Source organism: Pseudoalteromonas sp. J2K-J599 (assembly GCF_059295115.2).
The window spans coordinates 2377815-2398939 of the sequence record NZ_CM200271.1; the positions used below are offsets into that span (position 1 = coordinate 2377815).

A 21125-nucleotide genomic window follows, 5' to 3' on the forward strand; every position below is an offset into this window, starting at 1 on the left:
TGCCCAATTAGCACCAATCAAATAAATAAAATAAATTCAAGCAGTTAGAAAATTCCATTAACAGCTCATATACAACCGGCATTTTGTCCTCATTGTAATTGTTAACAGGCCGCCCTTATCATTTAGTTATCAACTTAAATCAAACAAACATTTGGCACCTATGAAAACGTCACTTAAAACACTTATTATCTCTTTTGTATTAGTAGTTTCACTTTTTGGCAAGCTTGCTTTTGCTCAATCGGACCACGGTTATGCCGTTGACTTTCTCAAAGGCGAAGGTAACGTAAACGGCGTTAAGCTTGCGTATCAGTATCATGCACCTGGTATGCAAAACATTATTGGTGATGCACGCTTTTACTTTGAAACCAGCGTAAACATGTGGGAATACCGCCACGGCGATGAAACACAATCAAACCTAGTACTTGCTATGTCACCTGTACTACAATTTCCTGCTTTTAGTTTTAACAACACCCCATTTTATGTAGAAGCAGGCATTGGTGTATCACTGATTGATGAAACGCAGTTTGCCGGTAAAAACATAAGTACTCACTACCAGTTTGAAGACCGCATAGGCCTTGTAGCCGATTTTGGTCATACTAACGTTGCCCTTAGAGTTATTCACTATTCAAACGCAGGCTTTAAAGAGCCAAACCCTGGGCTTAACTTTTTAACGCTTTCGGTAGCGAGACGTTTTTAACGTTATTGATTGTATTTTGAGTAATTTAATTGCTGTTATAGCGTAAAACGGTCACACTTAAACGTACTAAATATTAAGTGATACTGCGATGCAAACTTGGCATATTGTAATTATTGTCGCTGTTGTTTTTGCCATTATCATTGGTAATATTGCGCTGATTAGACTCTCTGCAAAACAGGAGTTTATAAAGCCCAACGCCAATATAAAAAATACAACAGACACAAAAAAGCCCTGATCAATCAGGGCTTTTTCAATAATACCAATTCGCTAAATATATTTTTGCTAATTTAGCCTACTAGCCAATGCGCCATTAGCGCAATAACAGGTAAAGTAATTAGCGTTCGCAAAATAAATATAATAAATAGCTCTAAAATATTTACCGGTATTTTACTGCCAAGTAAAAGTGCACCTACCTCAGACATATAAATAAGCTGAGTTACACTCATTGCGGCAATAATAAAGCGCGTTACATCACTTTCGATAGTCCCTGCAGCTAATATTGACGGAATAAACATATCAGCAAAGCCTACCATAATAGTTTGCGACGCTGCGGCTGCTTCGGGTACTTGCAATAGCTCTAAAAATGGCACAAACGGCATACCTAAATACTGAAATATAGGCGTATGCTCAGCAATTATCAGTGCAAATGTGCCTACCGCCATAACTACAGGTAACACACCAAACACCATATCAAGCGCGTTATGTACGCCCTCTTTTATAGTGCCTTTAACACCCGTTGAATTATCTGCTTTAGCTAGTGCAACATCTAACGAATGGCCAAATAAAGTTTTATGACCCGGAATTGTTTCAGCGTCTCTATCTGGCTCAGTGCCATCAATGAGTAAGTCTTTTTTAAAGCGCAGTGGCGGTAATCGCGGCACAATAATAGCGGCAACAATACCGGCTAAACATACCGTTGCGTAAAACGGTGCAAATAGGTATTCAAGTTTAACTTGCCCAAGCACCACTAAACTAAATGTAATTGAAACCGCTGAAAACGTAGTACCAATAATAGCCGCTTCGCGTTGTGTATAGTGCTTTTGATCGTACTGCCTTGCAGTCATCAGAATACCCACACTGCCATCACCTAACCACGATGCAGTACAGTCAACCGCGCTTCTACCTGGTACACCAAATACAGGGCGCATTACTTTGGTCATTAACGTACCAGCAAGCTCTAATAGGCCAAAGTTAATTAATAGCGGCAGTAATAAGCCCGCTAAAATAAATACCGAAAACAACACAGGCAATAAATCATTTAATACCAGCGCGCCAGTATTGGCCGAGGTAATCATCTCGCTGCCTAGGCTTAAGTACGTCATTAAACCAAACGCCATACCAAATAAGCGTACCACCAGCCATGTCCAGCTCACATCAAATAAATGCTTTAACAAAGGTGAGTTACATATAGCTGCGGGTTTAAACACTTTAGTAATTACAGAAATAACCCCTGTAATACAAATAATGAGGGTAATAATTGCTTGAGCAGAGCCAAGCATCATTGCTTGAACCGCTTTTGCCATAACGGCAATAGGAATGGTCATCCCTTGCGAAGTACTAATGGGTGTCATAAATAAAAACACACCAATTAACGAAGGAACCAAAAAAGTAAACCAAGTGCGCCACGTATAGTGTGAACGTTCAGGTAGCTGAGACATATTGTTTAACCTATAAAAACCACAAAAAGAGCATAGCGCTCTTTTTGTGGTAAAACTTATTATTATTTAAATTTTAATGCCGCGCTGAATGAGTGCTGCTTCTAATGCTTGTTGTAAACCATTCATTGTACCTGGCTCAAGCGTTTCGCCTTTATCATCCATCCACGTTAAGCTAGTACCGCCTTCTTTAGTTTTACTTACTAAAATTTGGTATTGGCCTTCATCAATAGGTAGTTGAGCTATGTCATCACCCCAAATTGAATCCCAAACGCTTGTTTCTGGTTTAGTATAATCTGCAGTAATTAAGCCCGTATCTGGGTTAATTTCAACAATAGAGAACGACAAGCGCTCTAAAAACCCAGAGAAACGGTCAAACACAGCGTCGTAAGATTGCTCAGTTACAAGTGCTGCATTGCCTTTATTATCAAAGCCCATTTCAAGAGAAATAATACCTTGGCGTTTACGCATATCAACTTCAAGTTGACGGTAACGGTAATCAAACTCGCTCACTACTTGGTTAAGCGCACGTACTTCTAGCTGCTGCTTGAGTAAGTCTGTTAGCGTTTTATCACCTTTAAAATCAATCAGCTCTACACGTAAAGACGCAGTGCGTTGATGTGATTTTTCTTCAATAGTGAATCTAAACTTTTCTAAATCATCGTTAACTTCATCGCCCCACCACCAAAAACCTTCTTCGGTTTTAATGATTGAGTACCAATCAGTTTCAATAATACCAAGTAGCTTATCTTCTTTAGTAGTTCCTGCATTATTATCAGCTAGGACAGATTTAATCGTATCCCAAAGAAACTCATCTAAATCAGCAATGCCATCATTTTTATCAAAATAAATACGCGCTTGTTTATCTGTCTCTTCTACCCAACTGCCTTTCGCAATTGTTAATACTTGTGCCGGTGGGCGGTAATTTGTAGCTTCAGGATTATTGTCGTATTGACCTACATCCATTTTATAAACTGGGTCTTGAGCTGGTTGAGATAACGACGCTGGTGCTTTTACAGGCTCATGCGTACGATAGTTACGTTCGTCATGTGCCTTATTAATAAATACACTACACCCTGATAAACTTACCAATACACTTACTGCAAGTGCTTTTGGGATCCAATACTGCACAGATATTTCTCCTTAGCATACCCTTTAATTGTTTTAACAAATATATGAGTGGGTAATACCGATTTGGTTCAGTGTAAAATCAATATTAACTTTACATTTATTATTTGGCTGCCTAAATGCAATAAAGTTCAGCACTTCAACTTAGTAAGCAACTAAGCGCAAATAAGCAAATTTTAGCTATGGTACTTTCCCGTGCCAGTAAAAACAAGAAACACCGCACTTTAAAAGCGCTTAATTAGCGTGTGCTGTAGTTTAGAGCCCTTTTTGTGTTAAACTTCGCCGCCGTGCAACTTCTCGTGTGTATTTTTGGTGTTGCCAACTCGGTTGATATAATCCAAGTAACAAGGTATTTGAACTCATGACTGCATTTTCAAATCATCAAATTGTTTTAACAGCGATTGGCGAAGACAGACCCGGTATAGTAAGTGAACTAACCCAACTGGTTAGCGATTGCCACTGCAACATTATTGACAGCCGAATTGCTATTTTAGGCTGCGAATTTACCTTCATAATGCTACTGAGCGGCGACATGTCGGCAATAAGCCGCATAGAGCACGTACTGCCCACTAAAGCCATGGAACTTGGCCTGCTAACCATGATGAAGCGTACAGCAAGTCATACTCCTGAGGAGTTTTGTGCAGGTTACACACTAGAATACACAGGCATAGACACCCCTGGTACATTGAGCAAAGTAACGCGCTTTTTTGCCGACAATAATATTAGTATTTGCTCACTTAAGTCAGACACTTATTCCCAAGAAGACAACATAAAGATGCGTTGTGAACTTGAATTCAACATACCTGTTGATGTAGATATAGATCAATTTAAAATTAGTTTTGAGAGCCTTTCTCACACGCTAAACGTAGATTATATTTTTAAACGAATTCGTTAAGGATGCTAAACATGAACACAATTAGTCCATTACAAGCTGGCGATACTGCACCCGCTTTTAGCCTACAAAACCAAAACGACGAAACAGTAACATTAAGCGAGCTGTTAAAAGAGCAACAAGTACTCGTGTACTTTTACCCTAAAGCGTCAACGCCGGGCTGTACTGTACAAGCCGAAAACCTACGCGATGAGCAAGCACAGCTTGCTAAATTTAACACCCGCGTTGTAGGTATTAGCCCAGATCCAATTAAGCGCCTTAAAAACTTTGAAACTAAAAAAGAGCTTAACTTTGATTTATTAGCCGACGAAGATCACGCCATTGCTGAAGCATTTGGTGTATGGGGCTACAAAAAATTTATGGGTAAAGAGTACGATGGTATTCACCGTTTGACGTTTTTAGTAGGCCAAGACGGTAAAATTAAACACCTATTTGATAAGTTTAAAACCAAAGATCACCATCAAGTAGTGTTAGACTATCTCGCAGCAGAATAAGTTAGCTGCAGAATAAGCTAGCGGCACAGTAAGTTAACTACCAGCTATTAGACAAATACAGAAAAGCGTTGCTCAAGGGCAACGCTTTTTTTATGCCTATACATTTGCGCTATATAAAAACTTAATTAGTAATTTAGTAAATAATTTGTTAAAACTGCCAAAGCACTTATTATTAGCACCTTGCCAATTGGATATTTAAACCTTGAATAAAAGCCTAAAATTTAAACTTTATTTAACTGCATTAATCATCTGTATTATTGGTTTTAACTTTTCAGAACCAAGTATGCAATTTTACTCAAACCCGTTTTATATCGGTAGTTTTGTTTTTGCTATTGCGCTTATAATCTCTGTAATTAATTACGTCTGCCCTGCCTGTAAGAAAAACCAAGTAATGCGCTCTATTTCTAGTTGTAAGCTTCCCACTAACGATTGTTATAATTGCGGAAAAGAAATTGATGAAAAAAACTAATTCACCTACTTTGTCTTAATACATGAAACTAAATAAGAAAGAGTTAAGCAACCGCATTACATTGTAAGTTTTTCTCTATTGCTAAACTCTCACGATACTCAGAAGCTTCAGCTTTTAAAGTCCAATGAACATCTTTAATCCCATTGCCCTCTACAGCTTTCTTAACTTCTGATATTGTAGTTTTGAAAAATTCTTTCCTTGAATTTATTTTATTCACTGAGTAAATATCAAAACGGCGATGAAGTTCTTTTTCTAAAGATGGCGCATCTTCACTAAATATCATCGCATGAACATCAAAGGAAAAAGGAACAGATGCATCGCCTAGTTCTTTTACACGATCCATAGGCTCAAGTCTTCGGGTCATACCAATTTTGAATACCTCTTCACCAAAACTGCCTACATTGCTTATTACGTATACATGCCCTCTTCGGGTTTGTTGTGCCATCGACATAGCTCTTTGACCTTTATCTTCTGCTTCTTTTAATTGCTTTTCTAGATCAAGTAATTTCGCTTCATAGTCGGCTCGCTGCTCATCATTTGCAGTAGAAAGTTCTTCTCGTGCTTTTTTCAAAGCTTTCTGAAGTAAGCGTTCTTCTTTTTCGGCTTCTTTCTTTGCTTTCTCAATATCTCTTAAAGCCTTTTCTTCTTCCCTAATTTGAGCCTTAATTTCTGCTTGCTCTTCACGTTCGATTCTTTTTAATTCACTTGTAGCTACAGCCCACTTTAGTTCAATTAAACGTGCATTAAGATATTTTTCATTAATTCTAGCTTTTCTAAAAGGAACGCCATTGTGGTTAACTAATGCGAACGCATCTAATATTTCTTGGTTTATTTTCCCAAAATTATCGTGTTTTACTTTAGATAATGCACTGTCTACTTTACCGTTAAATGCATCAACTACAAAATGGATTGCATATGTTTTTCTATGTTGTTCAACATAGTCACAATCCCCAGCAAATCCTTCTTTTATCATTTGCCTAATATTTTGACGTATTGACTTTAGCTCTGCTCCAGCTTCTTTGTGACCAAAATCCTCAGCTAAGTCATCTAAAACTGAGTGATTAGGAATGATATAGTCGTCCTTATAGCCTTCGATAGTATTTCGCATTGCTTTTATTGCTTGCTCGTAGGTATTAGCTTTTTCTTTTGCTTCATACGCATCACCCGCAATCTCTTTAGCCCTTTGCTCTGCGAATAAAGTAATACGGTCAGCTTCTTGATTAGCATCCAACCTAATTTTTTCAGCTTTCTCCTTCGCTTCTCGAAGTCTTAGGCTCCCCTCTATTCTTTGTTCCTTTAATGACTCACTTACAGTAATAGATTCATTTTTTACTTCATTAGCTAAATTTTCAGCAGTTTGCTTTATAGCATTTGCTTTTAGTTTCGCTTCATCTAATAAAGCTTGAGAGTAAGCTTCGGCTTGAATGATTGGGCTATATTTCTCAGTTAGCTCTTTATTTTTCAATGATTGCTTTTTAGCTTCTTCTCGCGCTAAAGCTAAAGAATCATTTAATGCCTTAATATTTTTTTTAAACTGTATTTTTAAATTTTTTGTATGGTTGTACCAACCAAGACAAATCAATATGGTAATTATTAGGAGGAGAATTGATGCAGAGTGTTCCATTTTAAATTCCTTTTATCATTATTAAATCCACTATTTGAAGGTAGCATATATTTTTGAGTCGATGAAACTGAAATTAATATACAGAATTTTACGCGCCGAAACTCAAATACGGTGCATCGTCGGATGGCGCTTCGCTTATCCGACCTACGTTTTCAAATATATAATGCGGGGTTATAGGGTGTGGGTATTGGCCGTGGATATGGAGGTTCGTTGGGTTTAGCTACGCTCTACCCAACATACGTGTTTGCCTTAAATTTTTACGCAGACGAAAATGGCGTTGCCTGAGCGCTCTGCCCATGGGGTTATTTTGTCGTAGTCATGTTCAAATATGTGGATTTCGAAGTACGGCTTTAGGGCTTCTTTAAGCTCGGTATAACTAAAAGCGACCATTGGGTGCTCGTCGTGCCATACGAGTGTTTTGTCTGCGGTGGTTTTTTCTATGCTGAGTTTTAATAACTGTTTACTGCCGCTGCCACTATAGTGCCAGCCAGAACGAAATGTGAAGAAGCTATTTTCGCTTGTTGCTGTGTGCTCTACAAATGAATCGCTGTCGATTTTGTTTTTATCAACCGTGTTAAAACAAAATATTCCACCTACGTTTAATGCGCTGTGTACGCTGGCAAGGCATTCTTTTAACTTATTAATGCCGTCGCAGTAATGGATTGAATACAAAAAGCAGGTAATTAAATCCAAGTGCTCGGTTACCTTAAATTCACTCATGTTTTGCAATGAAAATTGCGCTTCTGGGCAACGCGTTTTTGCTTTATCTAGCATTGGCTGGTTTAAATCAAGCCCACTACTTTTATAACCGTTATCAATAAAGTGGCGTACATGCGGGCCGGTGCCACATGCTAAATCTAGATGGGTGTTTGCGCCATTACCAAAAATTTGGTGCAGCCTGTGAATAGAATTGCTTTGGGCTTGATAATTAATATCTGCACACATTAAGTCGTAGTAATCTGAAAGGTCGGTGTAAAGCGCATTTGCGGACATATAAGCCTAGTGGTAAGTAGTAGAATATTTTTAAGTCGCGCATAGTAAACTAGTTAGGGCTATTAGCGAAGAAGATATGTGCTTTAGGGTTGTCGGGTGGCGCTTCGCTTATCCGACCTACGTATTTAAATATTATAAAACGTTATTAGAAAATGGTGCGGAAGTGGAGATTTGTTGGGTGTAGCTTCGCTCTACCCAACATACGCAATATAACTCTTTAACTAATTCCTAAATACTTATGTACTTGTATTGATAGGCGCCAGTTTTTGGCAATACAGGTGTCGATTGCGAGTTTAGTTGCTGATACTTTTTGGCTAATTGGCTGTAAATAAACAAGCTTAGGGTTAACACCTGTTTTAGCAAATAATTCTTCTAACTCTTCTACATGCTTTTGCATGGCAACGGGGTGTTTAATTTCGTTGGCACGCTTCATGGTGCTGGTAAGTACTTCATAACCACCGCGCATATTGATTTTTGGTGATACCGTTACCCATGTTTGCTCTGGGGCGAGTATTTCGAACGTGCCGCTGGTTTCTATTTGTGTACTAAAGCCGTGTTCGTGTAATAAGTTACATACTGGATTTAAATCAAACATACATGGCTCGCCGCCAGTAATAACTACGTGCTTTGCGGTATAACCACGTGATTGAAACAACGCTAAAATTTGCTCTGCACTGGCGTTAGCCCAATGATCTGAGTCGGCTTTTTTTTCTACGGTTTCATCCAGCGATACTTTATATACATTATCAACATCCCACGTTTGCTTGGTGTCGCACCAAGAGCAGCCTACTGGGCAGCCTTGCAGACGTAAAAATATTGAGGGTGTGCCAGTAAAGCTAGCTTCACCTTGAATGGTTTCAAACACTTCATTAATTTTGTACAAAAGAGATCTCACTTACTACCTAGCAGCCAAATTGCTACTATTAAAAAACCAAAAAGCGCTGTGCAAAAATTGTTATTTAAGCTGCGGCCGTGTAGTATATCGCGCCCTGATATAAACCTCTATTAAAACTAAGAGCAAAACAGATATGACGCAAAAAGTAGTTGTTATTTATTCCGGCGGTATGGACTCATTTACCGTATTAAATAAAGCCCTGCAACAAGGCCATGATGTATATGCCCTTTCATTTGACTATGGTCAGCGTCATGTAAAAGAGCTTAAAGTAGCGGCAAGTGTGTGTGAAAAATTAAACGTTCCACATAAAATTGTTGATATTTCGGCGATTAACCAACTTATTGGTGGCTCATCACTTACTGATGATATTGATGTGCCTGAAGGCCATTACGAAGAAGAAAGCATGAAAAGTACGATTGTACCTAATCGTAATATGATTTTGCTCTCGCTTGCTGTTGGTTACGCGGTATCACTTAAAGCTAGCCAAGTTTATTACGGCGCTCATTCTGGGGATCATGCTATTTACCCTGATTGCCGTCCTGAATTTGTGCAAAAAATGGATGATGTGTGTCGTATTGCTAACTACGACGCGGTAGAAATTTTTAGCCCGTATTTAAATAATACTAAAATTGGTATTTTAACCGACGGTATTGAAATGGGTTTAGATTACAGCCAAACGTGGACCTGTTATAACGGCCGTGAAAAGGCCTGTGGTAAATGTGGCGCTTGCCAAGAACGCCTTGAAGCATTTGCACTAAATAACATTACAGACCCGTTAGAATACGAATAAGCCGCAATTAATTAGTAATACAATTGCTGCAAACAAAAAAAGGCTATCATCGATAGCCTTTTTTGTTTGTCACGTTTTAAGTCAATGATATTGATTACAGCCAGCGTTTTACGCGCGCTTTGTAAGCGGTAAACTCTTCGCCAAATAATTTAGTGAGCGCACGCTCCTCGGGTATTATTTGAAAAAACGTTAAATACGCAATAAACCCGATAATAAATAAAAGCGCCCACAAGGAACTTAACCAAACACCCCACCCTGCTAAAATAAATGCAAAACCCACATACATTGGGTTACGCGAAATTTTATAAATGCCGCTCGTAATAAGTTTTGACGCTTGCTCAGGTTTATTTGGGTTTACTGTGGTGTTTGCTATTTTAAAGCTCGCTACCCCTGCAATACAAAAAACACACCCAATAATGACCAAACTTGCTGCTAAGTAGGTAATAAAGGCGGTGAAATCAATAACACTGTAATGCGCAATAAGCGCCATTATGCCTGCAAAAAACAGCACAACGATAACCGGTGGAATTTTATTATTTAACATGGCAACTCACTGTATTGACTAAAATATGTTTATTTAAGTAGCCATTAAACAATATCTAAAGTGTATAAATGATGAACACGCTCAAAGCTGAATTAAATAAAGTATACAAATTAAGTTACAATTGTCAGCTTTAACAAAAGCGCTTAAAGGTTATACTTTAACCATAAACGAATAATAAAATGATAAGGAATGAGGTTATGTCTGGAACTACGATGATTGTACTTATTGTGCTAATTTCGGTTGGCTCAGGAGTAGTTTACGATATGTATAAAAAGCATCTTGAGTTTAAGCATAAAATGCAAAACAACAACAGCGATGCTCATAAACAACTAGCTGAAACAAACGCACAAGTGCTTGCATTAAAAGAGCGTGTACAAACACTTGAGGCTATTGTTACTGATTCAAGCTTTAACGTTAAAGATGAAATTAATAAACTTTAAGTTGTTATAAGTAATTTGGATATAAATGCGCATTTTCTGGCTGCTCAATGCCGTGAGCAGCTAAAAACCCACCAATAGCTTGCCCGCAGCCCTGTGGTGCTCGCCCACTGTCTATCTCAAAGTTTAACTGATTAGCATGTTGCTTACCCATAGAGCAAAGCCCTACGGTACTTGGCGAGCGCATAGCGATACTTAGGTTACCTATTTGTTCAACTGCAACGTGCTTACTAAAACGGGCAAAACCTTTGTATTTAAACTGCTCGTTTACGTAGTCATTACTTGTGGCCACCAATGCCGCAATTAAGCCGTGTAAAAAGCTATTAGCGGATGAGTCTGCTGTTAAAAACGCAATTGTTTTTTTATTAAACTCGCTAAGCTGGCAATCCTCACACAACAGTTCAACAGTATATAAATGTTGCTCGGCTACTTGCTGCTGACTTTTAAGCTCAATACTTTTTCCTGCAAATACAATACGTTTAAGCACTTCATCAACGTTACTTGTAACCGCTTCGCTTTTAACAAGTTCAGGGTTTTGCGCCATTACAGGTAAGTCGTGGTGATTGTTAAATGGTGTGCTTGTTGCACCGCTTTGCATTAACTGAAAAAGCTCTCTTACTTCATGTTCACGCGCTACTTTTAACGCTAAAAATGCGGTTTGAATAAGCTCTGAGGTAGGTAAGTTTTCCTCTACAATCCAGCGTCTGCCAAATAATAGTTTTTTAGCTTTGGCTTCATTAGTAGATGCGCTTTTTTGGTAGTTATCAGGGCTCAGCACTGCTACTTGCAGGTAAATTTCTTCACCTTTTTGTGCAGCGAGCACTCTAAAGTGAGCCGAAAACTCAATACTCTCAAGTACTTCGTTTACGCTTTGGAGCGTGTGCTTGTAACGTAAAAAATGCTGTGGCACCACCCAATTACTATTAGCCAATTGCACAAGGGGTGCATAAGAAATAGGTTGCTCGTAACTGTGTTGCCATTTTTGCTCATTGCTGAGCAAATGATTAATGTGACTCTTGTTATCTGACATAAATAAACCAAATAAACTCGCGTAGTGCGATATAAACTATGAACACATTACGTCGTCAATGTCGTAATTAGATCACATGTACGCCCTACTTTTGGGCTTTTTTAACTATCAGTGAGTTCTTGATAGTCTGTTATAACTTTTTGATAGTATGGCTTATCTTTATTGAGCATTTTATTATAATGATTTATGAGTTGTCGTTGGTACATAGCGTGCTCTGTACTAGCAAAGTCCCACATTTTGTTGCCGGTATGGCTAATCTCATTATTGGTACTAAAGCTCACTTCAATCACTTCATAAAAACGTTTGTTGTCGTAAACTATTTGTTCACTTATAAGCCCTAAACCGAGTTGTTTTAAACCCACTCGCAACTTATAAGTGTGATGCACTGGGCATAAAATAAACCGAACATTATTTAAATGCTCAACTGCGTTATTAGCAATGATTTGTTGTACTAAACTTAATAACAGCTCACCGCCAACACCTGCTATTACAACTACTTGGCTTTTACTTTGAGCAATTTCTATTTTGCCTACATCCTGACATAAGACCTGCCACTGCGGATTTTTATCACAGGTTTTTTGTAATTTATTAATAGATGATAATTGCGCTTCTAGATCGTTCATTAAAGTGGCGACTATATCTACAAAAATAACGTGGTTTGCAGCTGCGCGTTTTAATAGCGCCATACCTAAATAACCATGGTCGCAGCAACAATCCCAAATAATATCGTGATGCTGCGAAATTAATTTATCAATGGCAGTTAGGCGTTTACTGAGCTTCATTTAAGCAGGTATTTGTGACGTTTTATAGACAAGCGCTTTTAAACTTTTGTCGCTGTCTACTTCAATAAAACGCTCGGTGGGGGCTAGGCGCTCAACAAATTCAATTGCGCCTTGGGTGTTCTCGTTTATTAATGCTTTAAATGCATCTTCGCTAAGCTCTGGGCTATTAGCACACAATAGTAATTGTGTGGTATCGCAAAGTAGCTCTGGCAACCTGCGCAGCACTTTTTGATAGTCTTTAGTTAATATAAAGCTGCCTTTTTGAAAGCTTGGCGGATCAACTATTATTAAATCAAACGGGGCTGCTTTTTTTAGTTTTCCAAACGATTTTAAAATATCGTGAGGTAAAAAACTGACGCCGCGCTCAAAACCATTTAGTTGATGGTTTTGCTTGCCGACTTTAAGCACGCCTTTGCTCATATCCATGTTCATCACATGATCTGCACCGCCTTGCATGGCGGCAAGCGAAAACCCACATGTATACGAAAACAAATTAAGCACTTTACCATGCTTGCTGTTAGCCATTACAAATTCACGGCCGCTACGCATATCGGGAAATATTCCGGTATTTTGACGGCTCTGTAAATCAACCAAAAAACGAATGCCATTTTCGGTTACAACATGTGGGTTAGGTAATTGCCCATAAACCACGGTGTTTTGGCTTTGTACGCCAGCACGTTGCTGGTACACAAGTGACGTAATAAGCTCTGGCTGATTTTTTTGTGCCCACTGCCACACAACATTGGTGAGCTCGCTTAGTGTTTGCTCGTCAATTTCATCGTACGAAACCAAAAATAAACTGGGCGGGTAAAAGTCTAAATTAATATGGCTTAATGCTTCGACGCTATGACCTCGGCCATGAAAAACACGACACAGTTCATTTTTTAAAATTGGCGCATTTTCAAGCGCAGTAATAAGAGGTGTAAAGTTTGCTGTCATTTTTAATTAATCAACTGTTGTTGTAGTTCATGTATTTCATCGCGAACAGAGCCCGCTTTTTCAAATTCTAGGTCGCTTGCGTATGCATGCATTTTGGTTTCAAGCTGCTTAATTTGCACGGCAATTTCTTTCGCACTAAGAACCTTTTTAGACTCTTTACGAATAAGTTTAAGGTTGTCTTTAGGGGCCGCTTCTTCACCTACATCCATTACATCAAGTATTTTTTTAGCCAGAGCATGAGGCTCTATGCCGTGCTCAACGTTATATGCATGCTGAATTTCGCGCCTGCGTGCTGTTTCGTCCATGGCTTTGGCCATTGATTTTGTAATTCTGTCGCCATATAAAATAGCGCGGCCATCTAAGTGACGAGCAGCACGGCCAATGGTTTGTATCAGCGAGCGAGCCGAGCGTAAAAAGCCCTCTTTGTCAGCATCAAGTATGGCAACTAGTGCCACTTCTGGCATATCAAGGCCTTCTCGCAGTAAGTTAATGCCCACTAACACATCAAACACGCCAGCTCGTAAGTCACGAATTATTTCTACGCGCTCAACGGTATCAATGTCTGAATGTAAGTAACGTACTTTTACATTATGCTCGCTTAGGTAGTCTGTTAAATCCTCAGACATACGTTTAGTAAGTGTAGTTACCAGTACGCGTTCGCCCTTCTCCACACTTTTGTATATTTCTGAGAGTAAATCATCAACCTGATCGCCCACAGGACGTACTTCTATAAGTGGGTCGAGCAGCCCTGTTGGGCGAATTACTTGCTCTGCTATTTCACCCGCACAGCGCTCTAACTCAAAGTCGCCAGGCGTTGCCGATACATAAATAGTTTGTGGTGCTATGGCTTCAAATTCTTCAAAACGCAGTGGCCTATTATCCATTGCGGATGGCATTCTAAAACCATACTCAACAAGGTTTTCTTTACGGCTTCTGTCGCCTTTATACATTGCACCAATTTGCGATACGGTTACATGCGATTCATCAATAATCATTAATGCGTCATCAGGTAGGTAATCAAGCAATGTTGGCGGCGGATCGCCTGGCGTACGCCCCGATAAATAACGGCTGTAGTTTTCTATACCCGAGCAATAACCTAGCTCGGTCATCATTTCTATATCGTATTGCGTTCGCTGTGCTACACGTTGCTCTTCTACTAATTTGTTTGCACTGAGTAACTGGGCGCGTCGCTCTTTTAGTTCTTCTTTTATTTTTTCGATAGCGCCAAGTATTTTTTCACGCGGGGTAACATAGTGCGTTTTAGGATAAATAGTAGCGCGCACTATGTGCTTTTCAATTGCACCGGTAAGCGGGTCAAAAATACTTAGGCGTTCTATTTCATCATCAAACATTTCTACACGTACAGCAAAAGTGTCTGACTCTGCTGGGAATATGTCAACTACTTCGCCACGTACGCGGTATGTACCTCGGCTAAAATCTATATCATTGCGGGTATATTGTATTTCAGCAAGGCGGCGTAGCATGTCGCGTTGATCGACTTTTTCGCCCACTTTTAAAAGTAGCATCATTTTCATGTACGATTTAGGGTCACCCAAACCATAAATAGCCGATACTGATGCCACAATAATGGTGTCGCGACGCTCAAGCAATGCTTTGGTCGCACTTAAACGCATTTGCTCTATGTGCTCATTTATCGAAGCATCTTTTTCAATAAATGTGTCGCTAGATACAACATAGGCTTCTGGCTGGTAGTAATCGTAATACGATACAAAGTATTCAACCGCGTTTTTAGGAAAAAACTCTTTCATCTCGCCGTATAGCTGCGCAGCCAATGTTTTATTGTGCGCCATTATTATTGTTGGACGATTTAAATCGCTAATAATATTGGCCATAGTAAAGGTTTTACCTGTACCGGTGGCACCTAATAACGTTTGGTGTGCAAGCCCCGCTTCTAACCCTTCGCATAGCTGTTTAATGGCGGTAGGCTGATCGCCTGCTGGTTTGAAATGTGATTTTAACTGAAAATGGTCGCTCAATTATTGCACTCCTGTAACGATTCGCCGCTCAGCGCTTCTAGTTTTTTCATAAACCATTTATATGCCACTATTGCTGTAAATAAATTACCTATGGCAGCGCCTATAAATAACCCTAATAATCCGGCTATTTCGTTGCCGATATAAGCAAATGGTACATAAAATATGAATAAACGAATAACGCTTAGTACCAATGCGTTCATTGGTTTGTGTAAAGCATTAAACGATGAGTTTGATAATATGATCACCCCTTGTAAGCCATAGCTTAGTGGGATGGTATAAATAAAGAGCTTAATTACATCTATTACGGCTTGTTCTTTACCAAATAATTGGCTTATAACACCTGAAAATGCAATTAGTAATACGTAAATGGCAAATTGCCATACCATCACAAATTTTAGTGTGCCGGTATACGCTTCTTTAACACGGCATAATTTGCCAGCCCCAAAGTTTTGACTCACAAATGGCGGTAATGTCATCGATAGTGCAAGCACTAATATACTTGCAATAGATTCTATCCGGCTTCCTACTCCAAATGCGGCCACGGCTTCTGGCCCATGATGCGCTACTAAGGCGGTCATTACGGCCATTGCAACGGGTGTAAGCATGTTTGCACCTGCAGCAGGTAAACCAATTTTTAATATTTTACGAATAGCGCCAGTTACAGTTTGCTTGCCCGCTTTGAGACTCAACAAACGTTTTTTAACCGCTAATATATATAAAATAATAACCACAGCGACCGACCATGCAACAACACTTGCTATGGCAGCGCCTTGAATTCCTAACGCGGGTACCGGCCCAAAGCCAAATATAAGTATTGGGTCAAGTACGGCGTTTATCAGCCCGGCTCCGCCCATTACTATACTTGGCGTTTTGGTATCACCGCTGGCACGCAGTACCGAATTACCAATCATTGGGGTTATTAAAAATACGCTACCGATAAACCATACATTCATGTATTCGTGTATTAACGGCAATACTTGCGCGCCCGCTCCTAGCAAAGTAAATATGGGGTCAATCAGTAAATATCCAACAGATGACAACACAATAACCAGAACCACACCAACCATTAAAGAAATACTGGCATCAAAACGTGCTTCATCAATTTTATTACTGCCGAGCGCTTTCGCTATTACTGCTGATGTACCGATCCCCAGCCCTATTGCTAAGCTGATAACGGTAAAAGTAACCGGAAATGTAAAGCTCACGGCAGCTAGTGGTTCGGTGCCAAGTAAGCTTATAAAAAAGGTGTCTACAATATTGAACATCATTAGTGTGATCATGCCGAATATCATCGGTATGGTCATCGTCTTTAATGTAGGCAAGATAGGATCGTTTAGTAAATCTGGGCGAGTCTGAGATTTTGAAATTGCGCGCATGAAATAAATAGGCCTCTTTTTACTGAACGAATCATTTTAAAGCATCAAGGCAGTTCAAGCCACGGATTTATCACTACAATTGATGTAATTACGGAAGTAAATATTCTAAAAAATAGTAAAACTTGATTTTTACATCTTTTTGTTAAAATAGAGCCTAAACACGCCAAAAAACAATTAAAACACATTTTTATAACTTTTATTACAAACACCCTGTGTTATCTGATGCTTTTTTACACAAAGCAACTACTTGGTTTATCGTTACGAAAAAATTCATTCATGGAGTTACATCTATTAGCCACCAAAACATAACCTACTGTTTTACAATGAATAAAAAATAGTGATTTAAAAGCTTGAAATCGTTGTAGCACCCTAAAACATTGGTGCCGATGATGTTCTTAAAGTTTCATAAACAGAGTTATCCACAGAAACCGTGGATAACTCATTCAAAGCCGCATTTATAAAGGCCTTGAGAGACTCGCAATTTTCGCTGAGGTCCAACCAATTGTTGATTTGCTAATTGTGGCATTTTTATAAACTCACACTGAAAACGCAAGCTTGCCGATTTTTCTTCTTAACATAGTTATACGTTAGTAAATAAAAAACGTTTAATACAAAGTTAAGTTATTGATTGTTCTATTTTTGAGCGAAGATAATAAATGCTCAATTTATAGATCAAAATTGGATCACTATTAAGAGGGAAAAATACTTTTATGACTATTCGTGCAGGTATATTTTTAGAAAATTAAAATAAAAAAGTAAATAAATACGAAGAATACCCCAAAGTAAAAAATGAAATTTTATGTTTTTGAGTTGTTTTTTAATTACAAGTGGCTTTAATGGCGTGTTTAATTTAACCAATTTAAAGACTCAACAATAATAAAACTCGCATTAGTATTCTTAAATTCTTAAAAAAACAGCTTTAATAGAGCTATAAATCACGCAGATCGAACACAAAAACAACGAATAAACCTCTTTTTTCAATTTATGACTTTTATATGTTGACACTTTGCGGCTCCATCATTAATATTTCGCCCCGTTGAAAGGCAAGACGCTTCCCCCTTAGCTCAGTTGGTTAGAGCGACGGACTGTTAATCCGCAGGTCCCCCGTTCGAGTCGGGGAGGGGGAGCCAAGTTTTTCAACCATAAACGATTCCCCCTTAGCTCAGTTGGTTAGAGCGACGGACTGTTAATCCGCAGGTCCCCCGTTCGAGTCGGGGAGGGGGAGCCAAGTTTATGTTTATGATGTAGTTCCCCCTTAGCTCAGTTGGTTAGAGCGACGGACTGTTAATCCGCAGGTCCCCCGTTCGAGTCGGGGAGGGGGAGCCAAATCATCATAATAATATCAGTACATTAGTTCCCCCTTAGCTCAGTTGGTTAGAGCGACGGACTGTTAATCCGCAGGTCCCCCGTTCGAGTCGGGGAGGGGGAGCCAATTCTAAGAATTTCATAGACATTCCAAGCTATTTCCACTACTCTTCCATATATAACTAAAGCATTAGTTTAATTCTTTAATGCGCTGTACTTAGTTTATTAATCAAGGACTTGATTCCTTCCCTTTTGATCATTAAAAGACTGAAAACATGGCTGGATTTAAAAAACTTATTTTTATACAAATTATCTCTTGGTTATTGTGTGTTGCAGCAGGAAGCTACTTCATATCTATAAGCTTTGATACTGCGGTAAGTGATGCACAAAAAAATGCACAAACAACTGTTACTAAGTATATTAATGACCTTTCTTTAGACGATATTTCTGCTCAAAATTTAAAACAATCAATTGCAGATGGTAATACGTTTTCAAGCTTTACTCTAAGAGATTACCAAGGTGCTGAAGTATTTAGCATTAACCCCCCTACTCAATTACCAATGTTTGCTGATTTTGTACTCTCTAACTTTAACTCTGTACGCCCACAGTTTGCTGTAAACGATGCCGCAGATATAAAAGTTGAATTTGTACTTAACATTGAGCATTTAGCGTCGCAGCTACAAACGTCCCTTTTTATTGTTATTTTGATTTCTGCCATTTTAGTTATTATTCCAATAATTCTAATGAAATCTATTTTTTATCATTTAAATAAAAATATAAGTACAACAGTTGCTGACATTATCGATATTTATATCAATCAAAACCAACTTGATAATGATTTAGAAACAGCATTAGATGGCACTCGATTGAAAAAAATGGGAAAAGATTTAGTACCTAGTTTTAATCGGTTATCACATTTTTTAAAAAACAAAAACGAAGACATACAAAGCGCTGCTATGACTATCAAGCATGAAGCGTACAAAGATGTAATTACCTCGCTTGGTAATCGTAATATGTTTGTTGAGTACTACGAAAAAAATATTGAAAACACTGAGCAAAGTACATTTGGCTCTTTAGCTATGGTTCGTTGTAGCGAACTACAAGCTATAAACCAAAGCCGTGGTTATCAAAAAGGTGACGAGTACGTTAAAGGTGTTGCCGATATTATCAAGCACATAAGCGGCACTTACACAGGTAGCCAAGTGTTTAGATTAAACAGCTCTGACTTTGCGGTAGTGCTACCCCACATTCCTCTAAAAGAAGCTGAGCGCTTTGGTGAAAACCTGCAATCGCGCTTCACTCAGTACCAACAAAACCAAGAATTAAGCTCAGTTGCTAATACAGGTATTGTAGGTTACGAAAAAGGTAAGCCGTTAGGCGAACTACTTTCTGTTGTTGATAACGCGATGAGTATGGCGCAATCAAAACAGGTAAACGCATGGCACGTACAACGTGAAACTGATTTAGTTAATAATGTGAGTGCAGGTTTTGGTAATCAAAACTGGCGCAAGGTTATTAAGGAAGTTATTGACTCTAAACGTGTACATTTAGTGATGCAAAACATTATGCCGCTTGGTAAAAGCATAAAAGCCTACGCTGAAGTACAAGTTCGATTTAAAACAGAAGACAATCAAGTACTGCCTACCGCTTCTTTTTTAGCCATGGCTGAAAAGCTCGATATGGCAATAGAAATTGACCGCCTGATCATCGACTCTTCTCTTGAAAAAGTTAAAAGCCGTAATTTATCTGAAAAGTTTTTTGGTTTAAACGTAACAGCCTCTAGTGCACACAACGATCAGTTTGTAATTTGGCTAGAACGCCGATTATTAAAAGATACGCACATTGCATCTAAACTAGTATTTGAAGTAAGCGAGTTTGGTTTACAGCAAAACATAAAAGCTAGTAAACGCTTTATCGACATGGTTCACCGCGTTGGTGCTCGCGTAACTGTTGAACGTTTTGGTGTTGGCTTAACATCGTTTAAATTTTTCCGCGATTTAAAACCTGACTTTATTAAAATGGATGCAAGTTACACTCGCGGCCTTGAAGATGATAAAAATAATCAGTATTTTATGCGCTTAATGGTTGATTTAGCCCACCGTATTGGTGTTAGCGTATTTGCCGAAGGCGTTGAGAGCCAAGAAGAAAAGCACATTATAGAAACTTTGTGTTTAGATGGCGTTCAGGGTTATTACATAGAAAAACCTAAAGACATATAGTCTATTGGAGGCATCATGAAAAGAGTAGTTACCTTTATTATACTTTTTATTATGCCTTTGAGTTTGTACGCAAGCACCCCGCAAAAAGAATTAGTTTTTAGCACTCACAACTATCCTCCATTTTCATTTGTTGATGAAAGCAATAATGCCACTGGCCCCTTTGTTGATATACTTACCTTAGCGTGTAAACGCCTCAATTATAAATGTGAGTTTATTAGCGTACCAAATCGTCGCTCTAAGCTGATGTTAAAAAACCTGCAAGCTCAAGGAAACTTTCCTATGGGCTGGAATATTGACCGCAACGAATGGCTTTACTTTTCGATTCCGCTTATGAAAATGCAATATGGTTTTTTTCAACCTGAAGGTGCTAAAAAAACCATTAAAAGCCTCAATGATCTACAAAAAATGCAAATTGCTGTTTTTGGCCCTTCAAATGCATCTTTTCAACTAATCAAAATACAGCAACAAATGATTAAAGACGGATTGAGAGAATTTGATATTGTTTTACTCACTGATGCCAATGGTACGGGTGTAAAAATGATAGAAAACAACCGTATAGATGGATATTTTGCCAATACTTTACAAGCGCGCGCTAGGCTAAAACAATTTAACTTACATCATGTTAATTTGGCTTTTTTACAAAGCGAATCTCCCTATTTTATTGGGTTTAATAAAATTCAATTATCTCCTGAACAAATCGCCCTATTTAATAAAGCACTATTAGATTTATACCAAGAACACGATCAATTTAAAGATATTTTAAAGCCGTATAATATTGATCCTATTCTAATTACACCTGAAATCTTAAGTCGCTTTAATATCATTACTGATTGAGTCGTTTATTTGCTTCTCATGTGTT

At 38.6% G+C, this 21125-nt stretch carries 20 protein-coding genes and 4 tRNA genes; 13 read left to right on the forward strand and 11 right to left on the reverse strand.

Going from position 1 to position 21125, the window contains the following annotated elements:
- Window positions 1-160: 160 nt before the first annotated feature.
- Window positions 161-697 carry an acyloxyacyl hydrolase gene (locus AC5NT5_RS10715; RefSeq protein WP_138489347.1) on the forward strand — a complete coding sequence of 179 codons (537 nt, stop codon included), beginning with the start codon at window positions 161-163 and terminating at the stop codon, window positions 695-697.
- 88 nt (window positions 698-785) lie between these two features.
- Complete coding sequence (locus AC5NT5_RS10720; protein ID WP_076914920.1) at window positions 786-932, forward strand: DUF2897 family protein; 147 nt, start codon at window positions 786-788, stop codon at window positions 930-932.
- 52 nt (window positions 933-984) lie between these two features.
- On the opposite strand, the gene AC5NT5_RS10725 is transcribed toward AC5NT5_RS10720, so the two are convergent.
- Window positions 985-2355, reverse strand: a complete 1371-nt coding sequence (locus tag AC5NT5_RS10725; protein ID WP_138489349.1) for a YjiH family protein — start codon at window positions 2353-2355, stop codon at window positions 985-987.
- A 66-nt stretch (window positions 2356-2421) separates the two neighbouring features.
- Window positions 2422-3483 carry an NlpB/DapX family lipoprotein gene (gene bamC, locus AC5NT5_RS10730; RefSeq protein WP_494512832.1) on the reverse strand — a complete coding sequence of 354 codons (1062 nt, stop codon included), beginning with the start codon at window positions 3481-3483 and terminating at the stop codon, window positions 2422-2424.
- 358 nt (window positions 3484-3841) lie between these two features.
- On the opposite strand from bamC, the gene AC5NT5_RS10735 reads away from it, so the two are divergent.
- The 3 genes from AC5NT5_RS10735 to AC5NT5_RS10745 all read left to right on the forward strand — a co-directional run bounded on the left by AC5NT5_RS10735 (window position 3842) and on the right by AC5NT5_RS10745 (window position 5335).
- Window positions 3842-4375 (forward strand): glycine cleavage system transcriptional repressor, encoded by a 534-nt coding sequence (locus tag AC5NT5_RS10735; RefSeq protein ID WP_149591933.1) that lies wholly within the window; start codon window positions 3842-3844, stop codon window positions 4373-4375.
- 11 nt (window positions 4376-4386) lie between these two features.
- Window positions 4387-4866: a thioredoxin-dependent thiol peroxidase gene (gene bcp / locus AC5NT5_RS10740; RefSeq protein WP_002963124.1), complete on the forward strand. Its 480-nt coding sequence runs from the start codon at window positions 4387-4389 to the stop codon at window positions 4864-4866.
- Window positions 4867-5068: 202 nt separating this feature from the next.
- Entirely contained in the window at window positions 5069-5335 is a 267-nt protein-coding gene (locus AC5NT5_RS10745) for a hypothetical protein (RefSeq protein WP_494512831.1), read from the forward strand.
- Window positions 5336-5378: 43 nt separating this feature from the next.
- Here AC5NT5_RS10745 and AC5NT5_RS10750 read toward each other — a convergent pair whose 3' ends face one another.
- The 3 genes from AC5NT5_RS10750 to queE all read right to left on the reverse strand — a co-directional run bounded on the left by AC5NT5_RS10750 (window position 5379) and on the right by queE (window position 8835).
- Entirely contained in the window at window positions 5379-6959 is a 1581-nt protein-coding gene (locus tag AC5NT5_RS10750) for an SNIPE associated domain-containing protein (protein WP_169045016.1), read from the reverse strand.
- Window positions 6960-7208: 249 nt separating this feature from the next.
- Window positions 7209-7952: a class I SAM-dependent DNA methyltransferase gene (locus AC5NT5_RS10755; RefSeq protein ID WP_024604945.1), complete on the reverse strand. Its 744-nt coding sequence runs from the start codon at window positions 7950-7952 to the stop codon at window positions 7209-7211.
- A 217-nt stretch (window positions 7953-8169) separates the two neighbouring features.
- Window positions 8170-8835: a 7-carboxy-7-deazaguanine synthase QueE gene (queE, locus tag AC5NT5_RS10760; protein WP_002960417.1), complete on the reverse strand. Its 666-nt coding sequence runs from the start codon at window positions 8833-8835 to the stop codon at window positions 8170-8172.
- Window positions 8836-8980: 145 nt separating this feature from the next.
- Here queE and queC point away from each other — a divergent pair, with 145 nt between their 5' ends.
- A complete protein-coding gene (gene queC / locus AC5NT5_RS10765; protein WP_002960416.1) occupies window positions 8981-9637 on the forward strand; it encodes a 7-cyano-7-deazaguanine synthase QueC in 657 nt (218 codons plus the stop codon).
- 94 nt (window positions 9638-9731) lie between these two features.
- Here the strand turns inward: queC and AC5NT5_RS10770 are convergent, their stop codons facing one another.
- A complete protein-coding gene (locus tag AC5NT5_RS10770) occupies window positions 9732-10181 on the reverse strand; it encodes a methyltransferase family protein (RefSeq protein WP_494512830.1) in 450 nt (149 codons plus the stop codon).
- Between the two features lie 197 nt (window positions 10182-10378).
- Here AC5NT5_RS10770 and AC5NT5_RS10775 point away from each other — a divergent pair, with 197 nt between their 5' ends.
- Entirely contained in the window at window positions 10379-10621 is a 243-nt protein-coding gene (locus AC5NT5_RS10775) for a hypothetical protein (RefSeq protein ID WP_010553668.1), read from the forward strand.
- Between the two features lie 4 nt (window positions 10622-10625).
- Here AC5NT5_RS10775 and AC5NT5_RS10780 read toward each other — a convergent pair whose 3' ends face one another.
- From AC5NT5_RS10780 to AC5NT5_RS10800, 5 genes are all read right to left on the reverse strand, one after another.
- Entirely contained in the window at window positions 10626-11648 is a 1023-nt protein-coding gene (locus AC5NT5_RS10780; protein WP_278380883.1) for a hypothetical protein, read from the reverse strand.
- Window positions 11649-11749: 101 nt separating this feature from the next.
- The gene (locus tag AC5NT5_RS10785) at window positions 11750-12430 is read right to left on the reverse strand and encodes a tRNA (adenine(22)-N(1))-methyltransferase (RefSeq protein ID WP_494512829.1); all 681 of its coding nucleotides are present in this window, start codon (window positions 12428-12430) and stop codon (window positions 11750-11752) included.
- Window positions 12431-13369: a class I SAM-dependent methyltransferase gene (locus tag AC5NT5_RS10790; protein ID WP_182682114.1), complete on the reverse strand. Its 939-nt coding sequence runs from the start codon at window positions 13367-13369 to the stop codon at window positions 12431-12433.
- A gap of 2 nt (window positions 13370-13371) precedes the next feature.
- The gene (gene uvrB, locus AC5NT5_RS10795; protein WP_039487290.1) at window positions 13372-15366 is read right to left on the reverse strand and encodes an excinuclease ABC subunit UvrB; all 1995 of its coding nucleotides are present in this window, start codon (window positions 15364-15366) and stop codon (window positions 13372-13374) included.
- Entirely contained in the window at window positions 15363-16742 is a 1380-nt protein-coding gene (locus AC5NT5_RS10800; RefSeq protein WP_138489356.1) for an MATE family efflux transporter, read from the reverse strand. Before AC5NT5_RS10800 ends, uvrB begins: the two co-directional genes overlap by 4 nt.
- Window positions 16743-17795: 1053 nt before the next feature.
- Between AC5NT5_RS10800 and AC5NT5_RS10805 the strand changes: the two genes are divergently transcribed.
- The 6 genes from AC5NT5_RS10805 to AC5NT5_RS10830 all read left to right on the forward strand — a co-directional run bounded on the left by AC5NT5_RS10805 (window position 17796) and on the right by AC5NT5_RS10830 (window position 21100).
- Window positions 17796-17872, forward strand: a tRNA-Asn gene (locus AC5NT5_RS10805).
- A gap of 21 nt (window positions 17873-17893) precedes the next feature.
- Window positions 17894-17970: transfer RNA gene (locus tag AC5NT5_RS10810), tRNA-Asn, on the forward strand.
- Window positions 17971-17991: 21 nt separating this feature from the next.
- A tRNA-Asn gene (locus tag AC5NT5_RS10815) sits at window positions 17992-18068 on the forward strand.
- 29 nt (window positions 18069-18097) lie between these two features.
- A tRNA-Asn gene (locus AC5NT5_RS10820) sits at window positions 18098-18174 on the forward strand.
- A 148-nt stretch (window positions 18175-18322) separates the two neighbouring features.
- The gene (locus AC5NT5_RS10825) at window positions 18323-20266 is read left to right on the forward strand and encodes an EAL domain-containing protein (RefSeq protein ID WP_494512828.1); all 1944 of its coding nucleotides are present in this window, start codon (window positions 18323-18325) and stop codon (window positions 20264-20266) included.
- Between the two features lie 15 nt (window positions 20267-20281).
- Complete coding sequence (locus AC5NT5_RS10830) at window positions 20282-21100, forward strand: substrate-binding periplasmic protein (RefSeq protein WP_494512827.1); 819 nt, start codon at window positions 20282-20284, stop codon at window positions 21098-21100.
- Window positions 21101-21125 lie beyond the last annotated feature (25 nt).

Excerpts from the sequence above, each read along its gene's own strand:
- AC5NT5_RS10715 (WP_138489347.1), top strand. The coding sequence starts at position 161 with ATGAAAACGTCACTTAAAACACTTATTATCTCTTTTGTATTAGTAGTT.
- AC5NT5_RS10720 (WP_076914920.1), top strand. The coding sequence starts at position 786 with ATGCAAACTTGGCATATTGTAATTATTGTCGCTGTTGTTTTTGCCATT.
- AC5NT5_RS10725 (WP_138489349.1), bottom strand. The coding sequence starts at position 2,355 with ATGTCTCAGCTACCTGAACGTTCACACTATACGTGGCGCACTTGGTTT.
- AC5NT5_RS10735 (WP_149591933.1), top strand. The coding sequence starts at position 3,842 with ATGACTGCATTTTCAAATCATCAAATTGTTTTAACAGCGATTGGCGAA.
- bcp (WP_002963124.1), top strand. The coding sequence starts at position 4,387 with ATGAACACAATTAGTCCATTACAAGCTGGCGATACTGCACCCGCTTTT.
- AC5NT5_RS10750 (WP_169045016.1), bottom strand. The coding sequence starts at position 6,959 with ATGGAACACTCTGCATCAATTCTCCTCCTAATAATTACCATATTGATT.
- AC5NT5_RS10755 (WP_024604945.1), bottom strand. The coding sequence starts at position 7,952 with ATGTCCGCAAATGCGCTTTACACCGACCTTTCAGATTACTACGACTTA.
- queC (WP_002960416.1), top strand. The coding sequence starts at position 8,981 with ATGACGCAAAAAGTAGTTGTTATTTATTCCGGCGGTATGGACTCATTT.
- AC5NT5_RS10770 (WP_494512830.1), bottom strand. The coding sequence starts at position 10,181 with ATGTTAAATAATAAAATTCCACCGGTTATCGTTGTGCTGTTTTTTGCA.
- AC5NT5_RS10775 (WP_010553668.1), top strand. The coding sequence starts at position 10,379 with ATGTCTGGAACTACGATGATTGTACTTATTGTGCTAATTTCGGTTGGC.
- AC5NT5_RS10780 (WP_278380883.1), bottom strand. The coding sequence starts at position 11,648 with ATGTCAGATAACAAGAGTCACATTAATCATTTGCTCAGCAATGAGCAA.
- AC5NT5_RS10785 (WP_494512829.1), bottom strand. The coding sequence starts at position 12,430 with ATGAAGCTCAGTAAACGCCTAACTGCCATTGATAAATTAATTTCGCAG.
- AC5NT5_RS10790 (WP_182682114.1), bottom strand. The coding sequence starts at position 13,369 with ATGACAGCAAACTTTACACCTCTTATTACTGCGCTTGAAAATGCGCCA.
- AC5NT5_RS10800 (WP_138489356.1), bottom strand. The coding sequence starts at position 16,742 with ATGCGCGCAATTTCAAAATCTCAGACTCGCCCAGATTTACTAAACGAT.
- AC5NT5_RS10825 (WP_494512828.1), top strand. The coding sequence starts at position 18,323 with ATGGCTGGATTTAAAAAACTTATTTTTATACAAATTATCTCTTGGTTA.
- AC5NT5_RS10830 (WP_494512827.1), top strand. The coding sequence starts at position 20,282 with ATGAAAAGAGTAGTTACCTTTATTATACTTTTTATTATGCCTTTGAGT.